This window comes from Limosilactobacillus vaginalis DSM 5837 = ATCC 49540 (assembly GCF_000159435.1).
GTDB classification, from domain to species: domain Bacteria; phylum Bacillota; class Bacilli; order Lactobacillales; family Lactobacillaceae; genus Limosilactobacillus; species Limosilactobacillus vaginalis.
Map to the genome: position 1 here is coordinate 369,707 of NZ_GG693413.1, position 17,493 is coordinate 387,199.

Genomic DNA, 17,493 nt, shown 5'->3' on the forward strand with positions numbered 1-17,493 from the left:
GAGGAAATTTATGACTGAATTATTAAAAGTTCATGGTTCTCAGAATTGTTTCTTTATTCTGGACCAAACCAAACTCCAACGAGAATTAACCGATGATGAGTTAGTTGCCCTTGCCCAGCAAATTACTAGCAAGGAGCATGGCCTCCTGGGTGGCGCTGACGGTGTTTTAGTGGTTAATCGGCCTGTCCGTGAAGGAGCCACCGCTCAAATGCGAGTAATTAACGCTGACGGCAGTGAAGCATCCATGTGCGGTAATGGACTGCGAACCGTTGCCCGTTATGTCGCTGAACGTGACAACCTAGAAGATTTTAAGGTTGATACAATGGATGCCAGTCTAAGAGTCAGGAAGCAACCCGACTTAGCTTCTGGTGTGCCTGCATTTGCCGTTGAGATTTCACCTGTTCGTTTTAATAAGGAAGCCTTACCCTATGATCACTTAGGTCATGATCGTTTGTTAAATACCCTTGTTCCAGAACTTCTCCCTGGCTACCGCTTTTCAGGCATTGCTGTCCCTAACCCACACTTGATCTCATTTGTCGATGAAAATGGCTTCAAGGAACTGGGACCGCTGGGTGAATGGCTTAATGGTGAAAATCCTTACTTCTCGGATGGGGTAAACGTTAACTTCGGTCATATTCTTGGGCCAAATAAGATTTTTGTAAAGACTTATGAACGTGGTGTGGGCTTTACAAATGCATGTGGTACGGGAATGTCTGCTACTTCCTTAGCATTTGCCCTCATTCATCCTGAATTAGCTAGTTTTGGTAAGCCGATTACTGTTTTCAACCCAGGAGGAATGGTCCGGACAATTCTTCATCATGAAAATCACCGTTACTGGATTGAGCTGATTGGTAATGCAACATTTACCCATCGTATTGCGGTTTCTGAAGAGTCCTTACATAGTGCAACAATTACGGATCAAAATTCTAAAGTAGTCCCTACTGGCGAACAAGAAAACTATCTTAAATTCATTAACAACTTGGATAAACCAGGATTTTAAATAATTATCCATTTAGGGCTTGCGATACTATCGAGTAGGCACTATAATAAAAGTGTTATAAAAAGTTCTGGGATCCAGTAATTTTACAGTTCTAGAAAAAAGAGACGTGATGTTTGGTCACGTCTCTTTTTTAGTTATTGGACTTACTTGGTTTCTTTTTGCTTTTAAATTAAATATAATTAAAGTTGAGAATAATTTTTAAGGAGTTCTTACCTTGCAAGAATATCAACTAATAGCCACCGCTGCTTCTGGAATTGAAGCACTGGTTGGTAAAGAATTACGAAATCTTGGTTACGATACCCGAGTAGAAAACGGTCGAGTACGTTATATTGGGACAATTAAAGATATTTTAAATACAAATATTTGGTTGCGAACAGCCGATCGGGTCAAAATTATTGTTGGTGAATTTGAGGCCAAAACATTTGAAGAGCTTTTCGACCGAACCGAAGCCTTGCCTTGGGAATGTCTATTACCAGTTGATGCCCAATTCCCGGTAGAGGGTAAAAGTCATCATTCACAATTACATAACGTTCCTTCAGTCCAAGCAATTGTTAAAAAGGCAATTGTCCGACGATTGAGCGATGTTTACCACCGTCGGACACGTCTTCCGGAAGCTGGCGCTCTCTACCCGTTAGAAGTAGCTATTAATAAGGATCATGTAATGCTAACGCTTGATACTACTGGTGATAGTTTATTTAAGCGTGGCTATCGAAAAGCAAAAGGTGGTGCACCATTAAAAGAAAACATGGCAGCTGCTCTTGTAATGCTCGCTCACTGGTTTCCTGACAACCCATTTGTCGATCCAGTATGTGGTTCGGGAACTATTCCAATTGAAGCAGCACTATATGGTCATAACATTGCACCAGGAATCAATCGTTCCTTTGTTTGTGAGCAATGGACTAACTTGGTCCCAGATGGCTTAGCTGATGATGTTCGTGATGAGGCAGATAGTAAAGCAGATTATGACGTTGAATTGGATATTCATGGTTATGATATCGATCAAAATATGATTGACATTGCTCAAGAAAATTGCCGAGCAGCTGGATTAACTCATGACATTACTTTCAAACAGTTAGCAGTTAAAGATTGGCATACTGATAAGATCAACGGTGTTATTGTTGCCAACCCTCCTTATGGTGAACGGCTGAGTGATAAAGAAACTGTCCATGAGCTTTATCAGCAAATGGGAAAGCTTTACCGACCAATGACAACCTGGAGTAAGTATATCCTAACGGCAGATTTGGAATTTGAAAAGTACTATGGTGCCTCAGCAACCAAAAAGCGGAAGCTATATAATGGAGCATTGAGAACCGATCTTTTCCAATATTGGGGAAAGAAAAAGCTGTAGAGTTTATTGTTCCTATAACCATTTGTAGAGGGTAGTTATAAAATGTAGGAAATCGGCGGTTTAAAATTGTTGGTTTTCCTACATTTTTTGTATACTCACTTTATCAATCTTTTGAGGAAGTGATGAGTATGCGAAAAGACGTTTACGAAAGGATGAGATATTTTGTGGTAGAAAACAGACTAAGATTAGTAGTGAAATTTTTAATCGACGGATTGAAAGTTTCACTACTTTTCTGCTTTAAAAGTAGTTATTCGAAGTTGACATGTCGAAAAGTACTTTGACACGTGATGTCGGAATAAAAAGTGGCAACTTCACTTTTCTTTCCATAATCTGTTTTGAGTCTGTTGGCTTTAAAGTCGTGTACAGAAAATTAGAAATGGAAGAAACGATTGAACTTCAAGAGGAGATGGAGATAATGCGGTGTGTATTTGGAATTGATGTCAGTAAGGATTCAATTAGTGTGGCAATCCAATCGTCATTGATCAAACGATGTTTAAGGAGACAAAACTTCCGCTAAACCGTGATGGCTTCAGGAAACTAGAAGAAGCCCTGCAGTCTTTTAACAATCCTGAGGTCGTTTTTGAAGCTACCGGTGTTTACTCACGACGGCTTCAGCGATTTCTTGATGATCTCGGCCAAGATTATACCTGCCTGAACCCGCTAGTTGCGAAAAAACAGCTTGATGGTCTGCGCCCGTATAAAACTGACCGTAATGATGCCCGACACCTTGCCGAAACTCAATTCATTATGAACCGGGCAGTAACCTATAAGATTAGTCCGGTCTACCGGAAGTTAATGGATTTTAGCCGGTTTTATCAAGAAGTCAGTAAAGACGTCGCAACCCACAAAAACCGCCTTCATCGGTCGCTCCAGCTTGTTTTTCCCGAGATTGAACATGTATTGAGCAATACCAATAATGAATTGTACTGGTCGGTAGTTAGTCAGTTCTCGCAAGCAAGTCAGGTAACTGAAGAATATTCTTTTAACGAAGTCGTTGATCTAATCCTTAAGGGGACCCAAAAGAAGATCTCACATGCCCGCGCAGAACAAATTGCCCACAGTCTTTATTCGGCAGCTCGCCTTTCATATTCAGCAGTTGACGATGATTCACCGGTTTATCTTCAAGTGAAGCACCTCGTAAACCAAATTCAGGAAGAAACCAAACTTAAAGCTAGCATCATTGAGCAAATGACTGCACTCGCCAAGGAACTACCTGAATATAACAAACTGCTTAGTATCCCAGGATTAGGCGTCCGAACCGTGGTGTCCTTGATTGGTGAGCTTGGTGATATTCGGCTTTTCCGCAACAGCAATGTCTTGAACGCCTTTATTGGGATCGATTTACGGCACTATGAGTCCGGCGATTATGTCGCTAATGATCATATTAGTAAGCGGGGAAATACGGTAGCCAGGAAGATTCTCTTCAAGGCAATTCAAAACATCGCCTCAGCTGCTCATTATCACCCAAACCACATCAATAACTATTACCAACGCCGGAAATTAGAGAACGGTCAACAAGGAACGAAGAAGATTGCGATCGCTGCTATTCACCGGTTAATTCGCACTATTTATCATCTCGTCATAAATAACCAATTCTATGATTACATCTTAGCTACTAAAGGGTAAGTCCAGAATTAGTTCATTGTCTTAAGTTCAGTCCACTGTTTAAACAGATGTAAGCAATGGGCTTTTTTGTCGTGGGCTTTAAACCTGCTTTTCGACCTTAATTACCTAATTTAAACCAAAAGAAAAGCGAGACTACCAACATAAAAGTAAATAATGTCGGTAATCTCGCTTGACTAAGCGTAGAAAAGTACTAATTGGATCCAATAATTACTTTGAATCATCATTACTATATTAGACTTGTGACAAAATTTCAACTATTTTTAACAAATTCTTCTCGTTTTCGTAACAAAACGATAAAGCAATTCACATATTTATAAGAAATTGTCCATTAAGAGAGTTGAAGCCGTTTTTGTAGTGATAAGTTAAAAATAGTGATTTTACGCATTAATCCTTGTCCTTAAAGGATTCTTAATTGATCAATTAGAAGAGCTCATTTACCCCCCCCCACTTTAAAATTTGCAATTTCACTTATCCATTTATTAGTGAAAACTTTTTTGAAAATTTTTTAGTAATTATTTTCTTGCATTGCAGCTGGCCAGCCATCAATTGACTTTTTAGCATCAAGATCACGGAGTTTTGCCATTTCTTCACCGTTAAGTTCAAAATCAAAAATATCAATATTTTCTTCCATATGTTTAGTATTTAACGATTTAGGAATTACAACAATTCCACATTGATTTAAGTAGCGTAAGGTAACTTGAGCTGGTGTCTTCTGATACTTGTCTCCGATTTCCTTCAAAATAGGAATATCTAAGAAGCCAGGATTTGCTTCTCCTAGAGGTGCATATGATTCATGAACAATGTTATTTGCGGTTAAATAATCATGCATCCGCTGTTGCTGCCAAAGAATATGAGTCTCAATTTGGTCGACAACTGGTTTGATTGATGAATGATCAATAATCTCTTGAACTTGTGGTTCATTGTAGTTGCTTAAGCCAATTGCGCGAATCTTGCCTTCCTGATACGCATCTTCCAATGCTCGGTATGTTTCTAGATCATTCCCCATCGGCCAGTGGATTAACACAAGATCAAAGTAGTCCTGGTTGAAGTCGAGCAATGAATTATCTAACCCCTTTTTAGTTTCTACATAGCCACTTGTTTGAACCTTAGTTGTTACAAAAAGCTTCTCACGATCAAGGCCGCTTTCTTTGATTGCTTCGCCAACACCCTCTTCATTACCATAATATTGTGCCTCGGTAACCCAGTCGAAGTGCCTTAGCAACATTTAATAAGGTTGTGTTAGGAGTAATTTGATATGTCCCAAAACCAATCATTGGCATTTCGAGGCCATTATTAAGTTTTACTGTTTTCATTTGGTTCATCTCCTCACCTATATTATATTATTTCTTTATTGAGATTGTTATTTTGAATATTAGTTAAAGTAAATATCTGCTTATTGTTAATGTGGAATTTAAAAATAAAAAAGCCCGGGCGAACCCGGACCACCTGAATGCAAGAATCTGTAGGCCATGTTTTGTCGTAGTATAACTATCAGGTAAAAGTTATACCGAGGTAATCATCTATCTCAGAGCATTAAGCTCTCCCCTGGAATCACTTCAATTCGTTATCCAAAGCTCCCCTACCGTAGTTTGGGTTTACCGCTTGAGGGGTTTACCGCGTTCCACCAATAAAGTTTCCCTTATTGTATCGTCACTGTGGCACTTTTCAGGAATACTCGGACATAGTAAAAACCGTAGTCGTTTCTTCCGCCGTTACCGAATAAATCGGTACCCCGCCTTATTTTTTCAGCGAGCACAAACACTACAGACATCGCAGTCTGTGCGAGCATGGACCTTCCTAACATAACATAAGCTATGCTCAATTACCCAAGACTTGCATATGAAATTATTAAAGTAAGTGTGAGTCGTTCTCTTGACCATTAGCTCCCATTTGAGAACCAAAGACACGCCGTTCCAAATTAGATAACCGCTTCAGGATATCCATGTTAGTAGCGTTAGAAACTGGTTGAGAAGCAGCTCCATTATTCATTGATGAACCAACTTCAACTTGACGGTTAAGTTCATCAACCTTAGCACGAAGTCGTTCATTCTCACTATTTAAACGATCAACTTCCTTATTAAAGGTGTCGTAATCTTTGATAACATCGTCCAAGAAGGAATCAACATCAGCTTCATCGTAGCCTTTTCCGATGTTCCGTTCTTTAAATTGCTTATGCAAAATATCTTGTGGAGTAAATTTAATGTTATCCAATTTATACACCTCAATTGCTAAACTTCAAAAGTACATTAATTATCATACCTAACTCATCCCGCAAATTCAAGCAATTTTGTCCGATATTCACGAAAACCTAGAATTTATCTGCTTCTCCCGCTTCCCGTTGACGTTCTTGCCATTCAATGGCTGCTTCCTGAAGTTCATCAAAGTCGATTAAGCGATAAGAATAATCATGGTTAGCTTGATACTTTTGAATTGCCTGGTAACCATACTTTTCCTTTCCTTCATGGTCTGGATCGTAAAGTAAGAGCGCCTCATCGGTATGAGTTAACATGAACTGCTGAAAGGCACGAAGCTGTTGCGGTGACTGATATGGATGATCGCTGACACTCGCACTGAAATCAACAGCCGATTGAAGGTTAGCTAATTTAGCTTGATTATTCTCATTCCATTGTTGACCAAACTCGGTAAACGGCAGCATCATCGAAATCTTCAACTGTGGATAATCATCCCTTAGTTTCAACGCTACTTCAATTGCCCATTGCTCAGTTCCCAACTGAGGACCAGTAATCAACCAAAATTCTTCATCACTCTCTTCTAGTCGTGCTTTTAGTTCACGAGAAAGGACATCTTTGATTACAGCAACTTTTGGATCATCATCCTTGAAAACATTTAATTCATAGCTCCGATAACCCGTGATCCATAATCGACGCATTTAATCGCCACCTTTTCTACTATTATATAGGTAAAGTTATTTTTAGAGGAAGTGTTCGCCAGGAACTTTCCTACTGCAACATAGACCAAACGTGTTTGATGTGACCGCAACTTCCGCCTAGCGTTCTAGGCAACATAGTCGAAACGTGCTTCGCCCAAGTTTCCTAGAGCTAGCAACCTCCTTCCTAGGCGCAAGTCGCCTTCGTCAGGAGAAATTGCTAGCTTTCCGGAAACTCTTTGGGACGAAGACACTTTGCTGGCTCGCACTCTAAATTTAATCATTCTGTATCAATCATCTTGATGTATCTCTGGTATAATACTTCTAGTTAGGAGAGTGATCAATGGTGAATATTCACTATCCCAATGGTCAGCAGCCGAAGCGGGAATATAATCCGCAACGAGATTTGCCGACCCCCCATCAATCAATTTACGCAAAACGGGGAATGTCACTGGAAGATGAAATTAATCATAGCAACCAGTATTATTTAGCAAACCACATTGCTGTGATTCATAAGAAGCCAACACCAATCCAGTTAGTAAAGGTCGATTATCCGAAGCGGAGTGCTGCCGTTATTAAGGAAGCATATTTTCGTCGACCATCAACGACCGACTATAACGGTGTCTACAAGGGCTACTATATTGACTTTGACGCGAAGGAAACGCGGAATAAGCGATCGTTCCCGTTAAAGAATTTTCATCCCCACCAAATTCGCCACATGCGTGAATGTATCAAACAGGGTGGGATCTGTTTTGCATTTATCAAATTTACCGAACTAGATCTTATTTATTTACTACCAGCTACCAACCTGTTTGAATTCTGGGATCAGCAATCCGGTGGTCGGAAATCAATTCCGCTTGCTTCAATTGAGAAGTGCGGCTATCAAATTGGTTACCGGCTCAATCCACGTCTTCCATACTTGGAAGCGGTCGACCGAATTATTGCTAATACAAAGTAAAAGGAGAATATCATGTCGAATAACGATGAACCACGACGCGAAGATCAGTATCGTGCCGATGGTAGTTACTATGATGGCGGAAAGAAGCCATTATTAAAGCGCATCCTCCTCTGGATAGCAGGGGCGATTGTCCTCTTGTTTGTGGCTGGATGTGCACTATTTTTCTACTACGCTTCAAGCGCCCCGAAGATTAGTCAACGGGAACTATCAAGTCAGAACACAACGATTATCTATGATGCTAATAATAAGGTGATTTCTCGTCTTGGTGCCCAAAAACGTGATTATGCTAAGGATTCGCAAATTCCTGACACTTTGAAGCACGCAGTAGTCGCAATCGAAGACCGGCGCTTCTATAAGCACCACGGAGTTGATGTTCGGCGAATCTTCGGTGCAGCGATCAATAATGTGATTGGTCGTTCAGACGGAATGCAAGGTGGGAGTACCTTAACCCAACAACTGGTTAAATTATCGGTCTTCTCAACTGCTCAATCTGACCGGACATTTAAGCGGAAAGCCCAGGAAGCCTGGTTAGCCCTAAACGTTGAACGGCACTTCAGTAAGGATCAAATTCTTAAGTATTACATCAACAAGGTTTACATGGGTAATGGAGTCTACGGAATGCGAACCGCCGCTCAATACTACTATGGTAAAGAGTTGAAAGACTTGGACCTTTCTCAATTAGCATTGCTTGCCGGAATGCCCCAATCACCAACCAACTACAACCCGCTAGCTTCAAATACTAAGTACGCGACAGCACGGCGGAATGAAGTTTTGAACGCAATGGTTCGGGCCGGCTACATCACTAAGTCAGCTGCTCAAAGTGCTGCTAGTGAAAGTGTTACTGATGGCCTTGACCCCGATCATGGTGACGTTGAATCAAGCGAGACTAACGTTAAGGAAAAGATCGTTGATCCATACGTCAAGGAAGTTCTTGCCCAATTGCAAGCAGAAGGATACAATCCAAACACTGACGGCTTGCTAGTCCACACTAACATGGATCTTGGCGCTCAAAAGAAGCTCTACAACGCTGCTAATAGCGAAGTATCTTTCCAAAGCGACCAAATGCAAGCTGGTGCAGCGGTTACCGATCCGCATAACGGTCAAGTAATCGCCATGCTTGGTGGTCGGCATTCTAATGTCATTTATGGTCTTAACCGGGCCGTTCAGGAAAACCGGAGTTCTGGTTCTACTGCTAAGCCACTAATGGATTACGGTCCAGCGATTGAATATCTTCAATGGCCAACCTTCAAGACCGTTTCCGATACGAAGTTCTACTGGCCAGGAACAAATAAGGTTCTTCACGACTTTGATAACAAGTACAAGGGGAACATGACGATGCGTTCCGCACTGGTAGAATCACGAAACGTTCCTGCTATCCGGACATTGCAAGAAGTTGGGATTAAACGAGCAACAACCTTCTTGGGTGGCTTAGGAATTTCACAAAAGGATCCTTATACCCTCCAAAACGGGATTGCCCTCTACATCTCCCCACTTCAAATGTCAGCCGCCTATGCAGCCTTCGCTAACGGTGGGACGTACTACAAGCCATACTACATTAGTTCAATTACTACCATGGATGGTAAGACTAAGACTTATTCTCCTCACGGTAAGCGAGCAATGAGCAAGGCAACTGCATACATGATGACTGATATGTTAAAGGGTGTCTTCACTAATTCTGCTTCTACCGGGACTTCTGCTTACTTAAGCGGTGTTCACCAAGCTGGGAAGACCGGGACAACCGACTTCCCTAACCAGAACCAATCAGGAGTAATGGATTCCTGGATGGCTGGTTACACCAAGAACTACTCAATCGGAATTTGGACTGGTTTTGATCACCCAATGAATGGTGGTGCAATTTCTAGTCAATATGAACGAACTGCGGTCCTCCTTTACAAGAGCATCATGCAGTACCTCGACGAACAAAACCACGCTTCTAACTGGAAGATGCCTGATACTGTTGAAGCTGTTCGGGTAAATGGTAAACGCCAACTCGTAATCAAAGATTCCAAGTGGGCCTTAATGTATGGTGCTTGGGATGGCGGTGATGACGACAATGAATCATCACACTCTGGTTCTAGTTCGAGTTCCAGTTCTTCTTCCGGTAGTCGGAGTGAATCAATTTCTGAAAGTCGTTCCATTGAAAGTATCTTAAATGGTGGCTCAAAGAATGAAAACAATTCATCATCGACTACTCAGAGCAGTAGCGCAAGTTCTGCTTCAACTACAACAACACCTACCCCGAATGCTGGTGGCAACAATCAATAGTAATTAATCATTAACCTTTAAATTAAGGACACCCCACGTTTGATCATTCAGACGTGAGGTGTTTTTTAGTTCTCTATGCTACTTTGCTGTCAATCCGCCATCAACAATAAATTCAGATCCTGAGGCATCATAATTTCATTATTCACTAAATGTTCCGTATGCTTCATTCGTAACGGCATTGCGACACGGCAAGTAACCATATTGACCATTACTACGTGGTTGACGGATCCAAACTTCACCATCATGACATGACCAGGCATCGTAGTCAATCACTGAACCTGCTGGTAACTCTGCAATTGCAGTTGAGGTCGGTAAAGCACCCCAGCGCAAAGTTAATGGCCGATTACTCGTGAACCGTCCAACTTCACGGTGCCAAGTATCACCAAGATTATCAGTCCAAGTCTCGTCACTAGATATACTGCTACCGGAAGGATCTCCAGAGATTACTGGTTGTGAACTTACCTGACCAGTAGGATTAGCTAACCGCTGCCAACCATCCCGATCCACTGTAGCAATCGAGCGATCCTCGTCATCCCCCGCAAATTGCCATAACGTATATACCGACCATGGTGCAGTATTAACCTGCATATCCGGTACCTGCCAAGAGTGCCAGTTCATTGATGGATACTTAGCAACCCAAAGGCCACAATCATTAGCACAATTTGCAACCTGCCAAATTGCCGACTCCTGAACATAGATTAACGGCCAGACATTTGTTTGCCGATGAACTTCATCAACAAACTTTCGGACCTAATTCGTATTACCCCAAGCTGCATTTTGGTACTGTTCCCAATCAATCGCCAAAACCGCTTCACCGATCTTTTCTTGGATATGATTGAGAAAATACGTTGCTTCGGCAATCGGGTCATTACCGCCTGCATAGTGGTAAAGGCCCAATAAACGACCGTTAGTTTTCGCTAAAGAATACTGGTATTCATATTTTGGGTTAACATAGCCTGTTCCCTGGGAGACCTTCACGATCGTCCCCTGAGCATGGGGATCAGTTACTATCCAATCCGCGCTTCCAGAAAAGACATCCGTAAAATATAGTGCCATCTGACCTCACTTCTTCCTGATTAGATACTTTCATTATACCTTTTATGAGAAAAGTGTCGGCTGAAGCATTTTAAATTGATGCTGATCCTCAAATAACTTAGCCATTTGGAGAAGCAAGCTTTCATTTCCCTTCCGAGCAATAAACTGAATCCCTAGTGGTGTCCCATTAGCACAAACATGGGTTGGTAAACTAATTGCTGGCTCACCAGTCATATTCGCTTGTTCGGTAAATGGCGTATAGGTCAGCGCTGGAAGCCATTGATCATAAATCAATTGACGCTGTTCATCCGGTGATAGTTCAGTAATATGTTCCATTCGCTTACGATCGGTTGGCGTAATTAAGTCATGATCGACTCGGGGCGCCGGTTGAGCATTGGTTGGCGTAAGAAATAATGGATACTGATCATGTAACTGATCATGAATGGAGCTCGCTTGATCCCACTGACTTAGTGCTTCACTGTATTGAGCTGCTGAAACATTCTCACCAGTTTTCCAAAGAGCATACGTTAATAATTCCATATCATCCCGGCTAGCAGGGCGACCAAGGTAACGTTCGATTCCATCAAACATCGCTGCAGTTTCCCCAGCATTCATCGTGTAATAGCTATTCATTAGTGCTACACCATCAACCGGATCAGTAAATTCAGTACATTTAAATCCCTGATCACTTAAAAAGGTTACTGCATCCAAGACCGCTTGCTTAGCTTCATCACTGACTGGAGTCCCAACTGGCGATTTAACTGTATAACCAATTTCGATGTTTTTCATTGGCTGTTCCAAAACGTGATTAAATCCAGGAGTAAACTTCGGCACTTGGAAAACAGCTGCTGATTGAACAGTTTGTAACTGATCTAATAACCGTGCAGAATCTTCAACTGATCGTGTCAGAGCAAAGTTAATCGAGGCTCCCTGCCAAGATCGCCAATCACTCGGTCCGGTTGGTACACGGCCACGAGTAGGCTTCAACCCAATTAACCCTGACCAGCTAGAGGGAATCCGGATCGAACCGCCACCATCATTTCCAGCAGCCAACGGAACCCAGCCAGCAGCCACTGCAGCCGCTGATCCACCGGAAGAACCGCCAGGAGTAACCGCAGTATTCCACGGATTCCGGGCCGGGCCAAAGAGCTTTGCGTCAGTGATATTCTTCCAACCAAACTCGGGGAAATTAGTCTGGCCAATAATAATGAAACCCGCTTGTTGCAAGGCCTGAACAAAGTTATTAGTCGCTTGGGCAACATTATTTTGAAATAACTTATTGCCGTTAGTATCTGGCTCGCCAGCAAGTTGTTGACCCAAACCTTTAATCAAAATTGGCACCCCTAAAAACGGTTGTCCGTGATCAGTTAATTGACGAGCCTCATTTAAGGCCGACTTCTCACGCAGGTGAATCACTGCATTTAGTTGCGGGTTCTCCGCTTTGACTTTTTCAATTGCAGCACTTACTAATTCAAAACTACTGACTTTCTTCGATCTAACCAAATCAACTAATTGGTAAGCTGGTTTTCTTAATAAAGAATCAATATCCATCTATTTTCTTCTTTCTGATAATCACAGTTACAAATAGGCATTTATATTATAAATCGTCCATTAATCATTGTAAAAGCGTTTTCAAGATAATATACTTTAAGCTAATACCTTAACTTGGAGATGGTTTGATTGAATTGGGAACACTTTTTTAACATTCCCGGCTTTTTTGATGCGCCACTAGCATGGCAGTCACTACCAACTATTCTTAGCGGCTTACCCTTATCAATTATCCTACTGGCAATTTGTTTTGTTACTTCTAACGTTGTTGGCATTTTAATAATGCTGATGCGAATTAGTAAATATCGCTTTCTCAGCGGGATTGCTCGCTTCTACATTTCATTTTTCCGTGGTGTTCCGATGCTGGTCGTGCTTTTCTTAACTTATTTTGGATTGAACATGGCTGCCCTGCCCGCAGCAGTTCTTTCTTTTACTGTCGTCCCGAGTGCCTTCCTCGCCGAGTATTATCGATCTGCTCTCAAAGGCGTTAGTCAAACCCAGTACGATTCTGCTAAAGCTTTGGGAATGTCTTACCGGATCATGATGACTTACATTATTTTGCCCCAGGCCTTTCGGATCGTCCTTCCATCATTGGGAAATGTTTTACTCGACATGTTTAAAAGTACTTCTCTTGCCGCAATGATTACCGTTTCCGAAATGTTCATGAAAGCAAAAGTTGTTGCTGGAGTTAATCAGGATTACATGACCATTTATATTGAAATTGCCATTATCTACTGGATTGTTTGCTGCGTTCTTAGTTGGGGCGAGCAACGGGTTGAAAATCATTTACAACTTTATGTTAATGAATGATCATACTTAATAATGTTTAGCATTATGGACCAGTTACGCAAATTTGATTGAATTGTCTAAGTGATCGGAATATAATTGAAGCGTTTTCACGTCACTATCAGAATAAATTACAGGAAGAAGTCTCCTACATGAAGAAAAAATTTTTGACCATTCTCTCAGTAGTTGTTTTAACAATTATTGGGTTGTCTGCTTGTGGAAAGAAGAGTGCCGCAGACAAAGATACCTGGACCGTTGCTACGTCAGGAACACTCTATCCCACTTCTTATCATGATCCGAAGACTAAGAAGTTGACTGGTTATGATGTTGAGGTTATTCGTGCGGTTGCTAAGGGACTCCATAAGAAGGTCAAGTTTAAGGAATACGATGTTGATGGGATGTTAACCGCGGTCAAAACCGGAAAAGCAGATATGGCAGCGGATGACTTTGCCATTTCACCTGCCCGCCAAAAGAATTATCTGATGTCATCCCCAATCAAGCACTCATTCAATAGTTTGATTGTTCGGCAAAGCGATAACTCTGGAATCAACAACTGGAAAGACATTAAAGGAAAGAAGTCTGCCGGTGAAGCTGGAACCAACTACCAACGATTAGCACAACAACTAGGCGCCAAGTTAGTCAACTACGACAACGTTTCTAATGATGTTTACATGAAGGGTGTTGCCAGTGGGAAGACTGACTTTATTATGAATGATTACTATCTTCAAAAGTTAGCCCTCAAAGCACAACCGAATAGCGGGCTTAAGATCAAGCAGGGGATGTACTTTACCACTAACGAAGACGGCAAAGGTGAAGGAATCGTCTTTAACAAGAATGACCAAAAGCTGCAAAAGCAATTTAACGATGAATTAGCTAAGTTAAAGAAGAACGGAACGCTATCTAAAATTGCGAAGAAGTACTACGGTGCCGATGTTACTAAGAAGCCACATGTTCACATTGACCGCCACTTTACGATTCAGAGTAAGTATAAGGGTGATTAGAGAGGTCACCTCATGAATTATGAGCAACTTTTATACGTTACTGAGCTTGCTAACCACCAAACGCTTCAAGAAACAGCGGATTTCCTTCATATTTCTAAGTCGGGATTAAGCCAATCAATCTCTCAATTAGAATCCGAACTGGATATTCAATTATTCAAACGCAGCCATCAAGGAACTGTTTTAACTTCTAAAGGGCAGGAATTGTTACCATATATCAAAAACATGATGTCAGCTAATATGAATTTAATCCAACAAGCTGGAAGATTAGGTAAAATCCAAAATATCCACACGATTAAATTAGCTTACGCGAATACATTCCTAAAGCCAATGTTAACGGAATTTCTGAAACTGTATAACGGAAATGCTACTCTAGTGATTAAGCGTATATCAAGTTCAGAAATTATCGAGCAAGTGAGCCATAAAGAATTAGACGCTGCTTTATTGCAATTGATAGCAAACATCAAGAGCAATTAAATGGTCTTAATTTTATTAAAGTTCATGATGGCCATATCAGTTTAATTACCAGTGACAGGAATCCATTATTAAAGCTAGGGAGGATTACCAAGCAAGACTTAGTTAAGCAAAAGTTTGCTTTATTTAATGGCCCTTACAATGATCAATTATTTGAACATCTCCAATTTATTTGTGGGCCACTTGAAACGATTGCACGGTTAGATGATAGTTGGGCAATGTATACCGTTATAAATCAACTAGATGCTGTGTGCTTAGCACGTGATTGGCAAGCCAGACATTCTACAGATAAACGATTTACTACTCTTCCTAAAATTAACCTCAGTAATATTATTAACGATCGTTTCTCTCTTGGCTGGGTCATTAATCCAGATACTCATTTAGACCAATTTACTAAATTACTATTACAAAATATTAATAATGAACTTACAAAAAGAGACTAACTAGTAACAACAATTAAGTTATTGGTTAGTCCCTTAACTTTTATTAGGTTATTTCTTGAAATGATCGAGGTTGAAAGATGAGCTAGTACCGTTCTTTAACACATCTTTATTTAGTGAACCAGTTTGATGAAGTGAGTAAATCGTTTCTCTTCCAGGAAGGTGCGGTTCCATCTGCGGATCAGAAAAGAGATTAATCAACCCTGGTGTCAGGTGTGATCTTTTTACCTGTTCAGGAGAAATTTTCCGAATAATCTCATCCCCGCGTCCTTCTTCAATTTTCAACCCAATTGCTGGATCAATTAACATTGCCCGTGCCATCGCTACCAAATCGGTCAATTTCAAGGCATCTTGAGCATCCGCTTCTGACATAACATTACCAACAATAATCTCCTTTGCTTCACTACCAATTGCTGGTTGAAATAGTTCAGCAAAAGTTGAGCTTGAATCTTGTGGCTTAGCATTATATTGGGGAAGTGAAAGATGGATATAGTCCAAATCATAATTATCAGTGATTACTTTAATTAATTGAGTTGATTCATGCCAAGTATAACCAACCGTTTGGTGAATCTCTTCTGGACTAATTCGATAACCAACAATAAAATCTTTAGGCGCATACTGCTTTACAACATCCATCACTTCTTTAACAACTGCTAATGGGAAGTTCATTCGCTTTTCGAGACTACCACCCCATTTATCTGTCCGGTGGTTAGAAAATGCTGAGAAGAATTGTTGAATTAAATAATGGTTAGCGCCATGAATTTCAACCCCATCAAAGCCACAGTCAATTGCTCGCTTGGTCGCTGCTCCAAAGTCCTTTACCACTTGTTCTACTTCTTCACTAGTCAATTCATGAAGCGGGTAATCAATCCATGGGAAGTCCATTTGACTAGGAACTTCAACTGTTCGCCCAAGTTTAGGCGCATAATTTGCTTCCCGACCTGAATGGACTAGTTGTAAGATTGCTTTATTTCCATCCTTCTTTAATGCCTTAGCAACTTTTGTCATCCCTGGCTTAAAACGATCATCATAAATTGCTAATTGCTCACGGTTATCTGCCCAGCTACGTGATGGTCCCCCATTTTTCCGAACCGAGGTATACTCAACAATCACCATTCCTGCAGATTGTGAACGAGCACCATAATAATCCAGGGTATCTTGGGAAACGGCTTCGTTATCACCACTATTGGTTAGCATCGGCGCTTGAACAAGACGATTATTAATTGTTGCGCCATGGCGAAATGTAATGTGGTCAGTTAATTGTTTCATAATAGTTCCTCCATTCATTTTCTTTCTACATGTTCAATGTATCACGAGAGATCAGTGAAAGAAATTAGTTGTTTTGGAACATGAGGTTTAGGAAAAGTGAACTTTCAAATTCACCTTATTATTTATACTAAAATATGATAATCTGTTATAGACAAGCGTAGAAATAACCAAGGAGGAGTATTTCTATATGAAAAGATTTATAGCGGTTTTGAGCGGAGTATTTGCTGGATTATGTTTATTCGTTACACCTACTTTAGCTAGTAGAACGCAGCTTACCGTTAATATTCCAGATGGTCATAATGCACAAGTGACAAATCAAAGCATTAAAATTGACTCGGAAAATGACGGAAGTGTCACTTTCACAGGTAAGGCTGAAAAAGATGCGGTTATCACTATCGAAAAACATAATGGTAATAAGCATCATTATAAGGTTAAACCTGATGATAATGGGAATTTTACCAAAAAGATAAATCTGGCTACCTCAACTAAAAAATGTAAATTTATTATCTCAGCTAAATCTACTGAGGAAAGTCTGAGTAATAAAGAAGTCTTTGTAGTAAAAAATACTGCTTATGTTAAACCGGTTCCCAAAAATGATGATAGTAGCGCATCAAGTGAGGAACCAAACAACATAATATCATCATCAAGTTCATCCATTGAAAACAATGGAGACATGAAGACTGATGAAGCTAACGGATTAATAGTTGGCAATTCTCGTTCAAAGATTTACCATACACCAGATCAACAAGGTTATCATATGAATTCCGCCAATGCAGTTTACTTCAATTCTGAAGCTGAAGCACAAGCTGCCGGTTACCGAAAATCATTAAGATGAGTAAAAAAGAAGTTAGGGGGTTCG

The 17,493-nt window shown here is 40.7% G+C and carries 15 protein-coding genes, 1 other RNA gene and 1 pseudogene; 9 read left to right on the forward strand and 8 right to left on the reverse strand.

The features are described 5' to 3' along the window. The first annotated feature begins 10 nt into the window (after positions 1 to 10). The 3 genes from dapF to HMPREF0549_RS04930 all read left to right on the forward strand — a co-directional run bounded on the left by dapF (position 11) and on the right by HMPREF0549_RS04930 (position 3,974). Positions 11 to 1,000: a diaminopimelate epimerase gene (dapF, locus tag HMPREF0549_RS04920; RefSeq protein WP_003717163.1), complete on the forward strand. Its 990-nt coding sequence runs from the start codon at positions 11 to 13 to the stop codon at positions 998 to 1,000. 214 nt (positions 1,001 to 1,214) lie between these two features. After that, positions 1,215 to 2,348 carry a THUMP domain-containing class I SAM-dependent RNA methyltransferase gene (locus HMPREF0549_RS04925; protein WP_003717164.1) on the forward strand — a complete coding sequence of 378 codons (1,134 nt, stop codon included), beginning with the start codon at positions 1,215 to 1,217 and terminating at the stop codon, positions 2,346 to 2,348. Positions 2,349 to 2,837: 489 nt separating this feature from the next. Continuing rightward, positions 2,838 to 3,974, forward strand: coding sequence for an IS110 family RNA-guided transposase (locus HMPREF0549_RS04930; RefSeq protein ID WP_003717165.1), 1,137 nt, complete (start codon positions 2,838 to 2,840; stop codon positions 3,972 to 3,974). A 505-nt stretch (positions 3,975 to 4,479) separates the two neighbouring features. On the opposite strand, the pseudogene HMPREF0549_RS04935 reads toward HMPREF0549_RS04930, so the two are convergent. The 4 genes and pseudogenes from HMPREF0549_RS04935 to HMPREF0549_RS04945 form a co-directional block, all read right to left on the reverse strand. Continuing rightward, positions 4,480 to 5,287 (reverse strand): annotated as a pseudogene (locus HMPREF0549_RS04935) (aldo/keto reductase). Positions 5,288 to 5,432: 145 nt separating this feature from the next. Continuing rightward, positions 5,433 to 5,808: RNase P RNA component class B (rnpB, locus tag HMPREF0549_RS09505), an RNA gene on the reverse strand. A 14-nt stretch (positions 5,809 to 5,822) separates the two neighbouring features. After that, a complete protein-coding gene (gene gpsB / locus HMPREF0549_RS04940; RefSeq protein WP_191336754.1) occupies positions 5,823 to 6,185 on the reverse strand; it encodes a cell division regulator GpsB in 363 nt (120 codons plus the stop codon). 97 nt (positions 6,186 to 6,282) lie between these two features. Beyond that, positions 6,283 to 6,864, reverse strand: a complete 582-nt coding sequence (locus HMPREF0549_RS04945) for an SLOG family protein (protein ID WP_003717168.1) — start codon at positions 6,862 to 6,864, stop codon at positions 6,283 to 6,285. A 343-nt stretch (positions 6,865 to 7,207) separates the two neighbouring features. Between HMPREF0549_RS04945 and recU the strand changes: the two genes are divergently transcribed. Further along, positions 7,208 to 7,819 (forward strand): Holliday junction resolvase RecU, encoded by a 612-nt coding sequence (gene recU / locus HMPREF0549_RS04950; protein ID WP_040531299.1) that lies wholly within the window; start codon positions 7,208 to 7,210, stop codon positions 7,817 to 7,819. A gap of 12 nt (positions 7,820 to 7,831) precedes the next feature. After that, on the forward strand, positions 7,832 to 10,084 hold the full coding sequence (locus HMPREF0549_RS04955; RefSeq protein WP_003717170.1) for a PBP1A family penicillin-binding protein: 2,253 nt from the start codon (positions 7,832 to 7,834) through the stop codon (positions 10,082 to 10,084). Between the two features lie 138 nt (positions 10,085 to 10,222). Here HMPREF0549_RS04955 and HMPREF0549_RS10110 read toward each other — a convergent pair whose 3' ends face one another. From HMPREF0549_RS10110 to HMPREF0549_RS04965, 3 genes are all read right to left on the reverse strand, one after another. After that, positions 10,223 to 10,702, reverse strand: coding sequence for an SH3 domain-containing protein (locus tag HMPREF0549_RS10110; protein ID WP_003717171.1), 480 nt, complete (start codon positions 10,700 to 10,702; stop codon positions 10,223 to 10,225). A 132-nt stretch (positions 10,703 to 10,834) separates the two neighbouring features. Beyond that, a complete protein-coding gene (locus HMPREF0549_RS10115) occupies positions 10,835 to 11,140 on the reverse strand; it encodes a GH25 family lysozyme (RefSeq protein WP_003717172.1) in 306 nt (101 codons plus the stop codon). Positions 11,141 to 11,182: 42 nt separating this feature from the next. After that, entirely contained in the window at positions 11,183 to 12,670 is a 1,488-nt protein-coding gene (locus HMPREF0549_RS04965) for an amidase (protein ID WP_003717173.1), read from the reverse strand. Positions 12,671 to 12,799: 129 nt separating this feature from the next. On the opposite strand from HMPREF0549_RS04965, the gene HMPREF0549_RS04970 reads away from it, so the two are divergent. The 3 genes from HMPREF0549_RS04970 (at position 12,800) to HMPREF0549_RS10120 (ending at position 14,928) form a co-directional block, all read left to right on the forward strand. After that, positions 12,800 to 13,477, forward strand: coding sequence for an amino acid ABC transporter permease (locus tag HMPREF0549_RS04970; protein WP_003717174.1), 678 nt, complete (start codon positions 12,800 to 12,802; stop codon positions 13,475 to 13,477). Positions 13,478 to 13,605: 128 nt separating this feature from the next. Beyond that, the gene (locus HMPREF0549_RS04975) at positions 13,606 to 14,454 is read left to right on the forward strand and encodes a transporter substrate-binding domain-containing protein (protein ID WP_003717175.1); all 849 of its coding nucleotides are present in this window, start codon (positions 13,606 to 13,608) and stop codon (positions 14,452 to 14,454) included. A 12-nt stretch (positions 14,455 to 14,466) separates the two neighbouring features. Next, complete coding sequence (locus tag HMPREF0549_RS10120) at positions 14,467 to 14,928, forward strand: LysR family transcriptional regulator (protein WP_003717176.1); 462 nt, start codon at positions 14,467 to 14,469, stop codon at positions 14,926 to 14,928. A 488-nt stretch (positions 14,929 to 15,416) separates the two neighbouring features. Here HMPREF0549_RS10120 and HMPREF0549_RS04985 read toward each other — a convergent pair whose 3' ends face one another. Next, positions 15,417 to 16,634 (reverse strand): oxidoreductase, encoded by a 1,218-nt coding sequence (locus tag HMPREF0549_RS04985; RefSeq protein ID WP_081446184.1) that lies wholly within the window; start codon positions 16,632 to 16,634, stop codon positions 15,417 to 15,419. Positions 16,635 to 16,821: 187 nt separating this feature from the next. Here HMPREF0549_RS04985 and HMPREF0549_RS04990 point away from each other — a divergent pair, with 187 nt between their 5' ends. Further along, positions 16,822 to 17,469 carry a sunset domain-containing protein gene (locus tag HMPREF0549_RS04990; RefSeq protein ID WP_003717179.1) on the forward strand — a complete coding sequence of 216 codons (648 nt, stop codon included), beginning with the start codon at positions 16,822 to 16,824 and terminating at the stop codon, positions 17,467 to 17,469. Positions 17,470 to 17,493 lie beyond the last annotated feature (24 nt).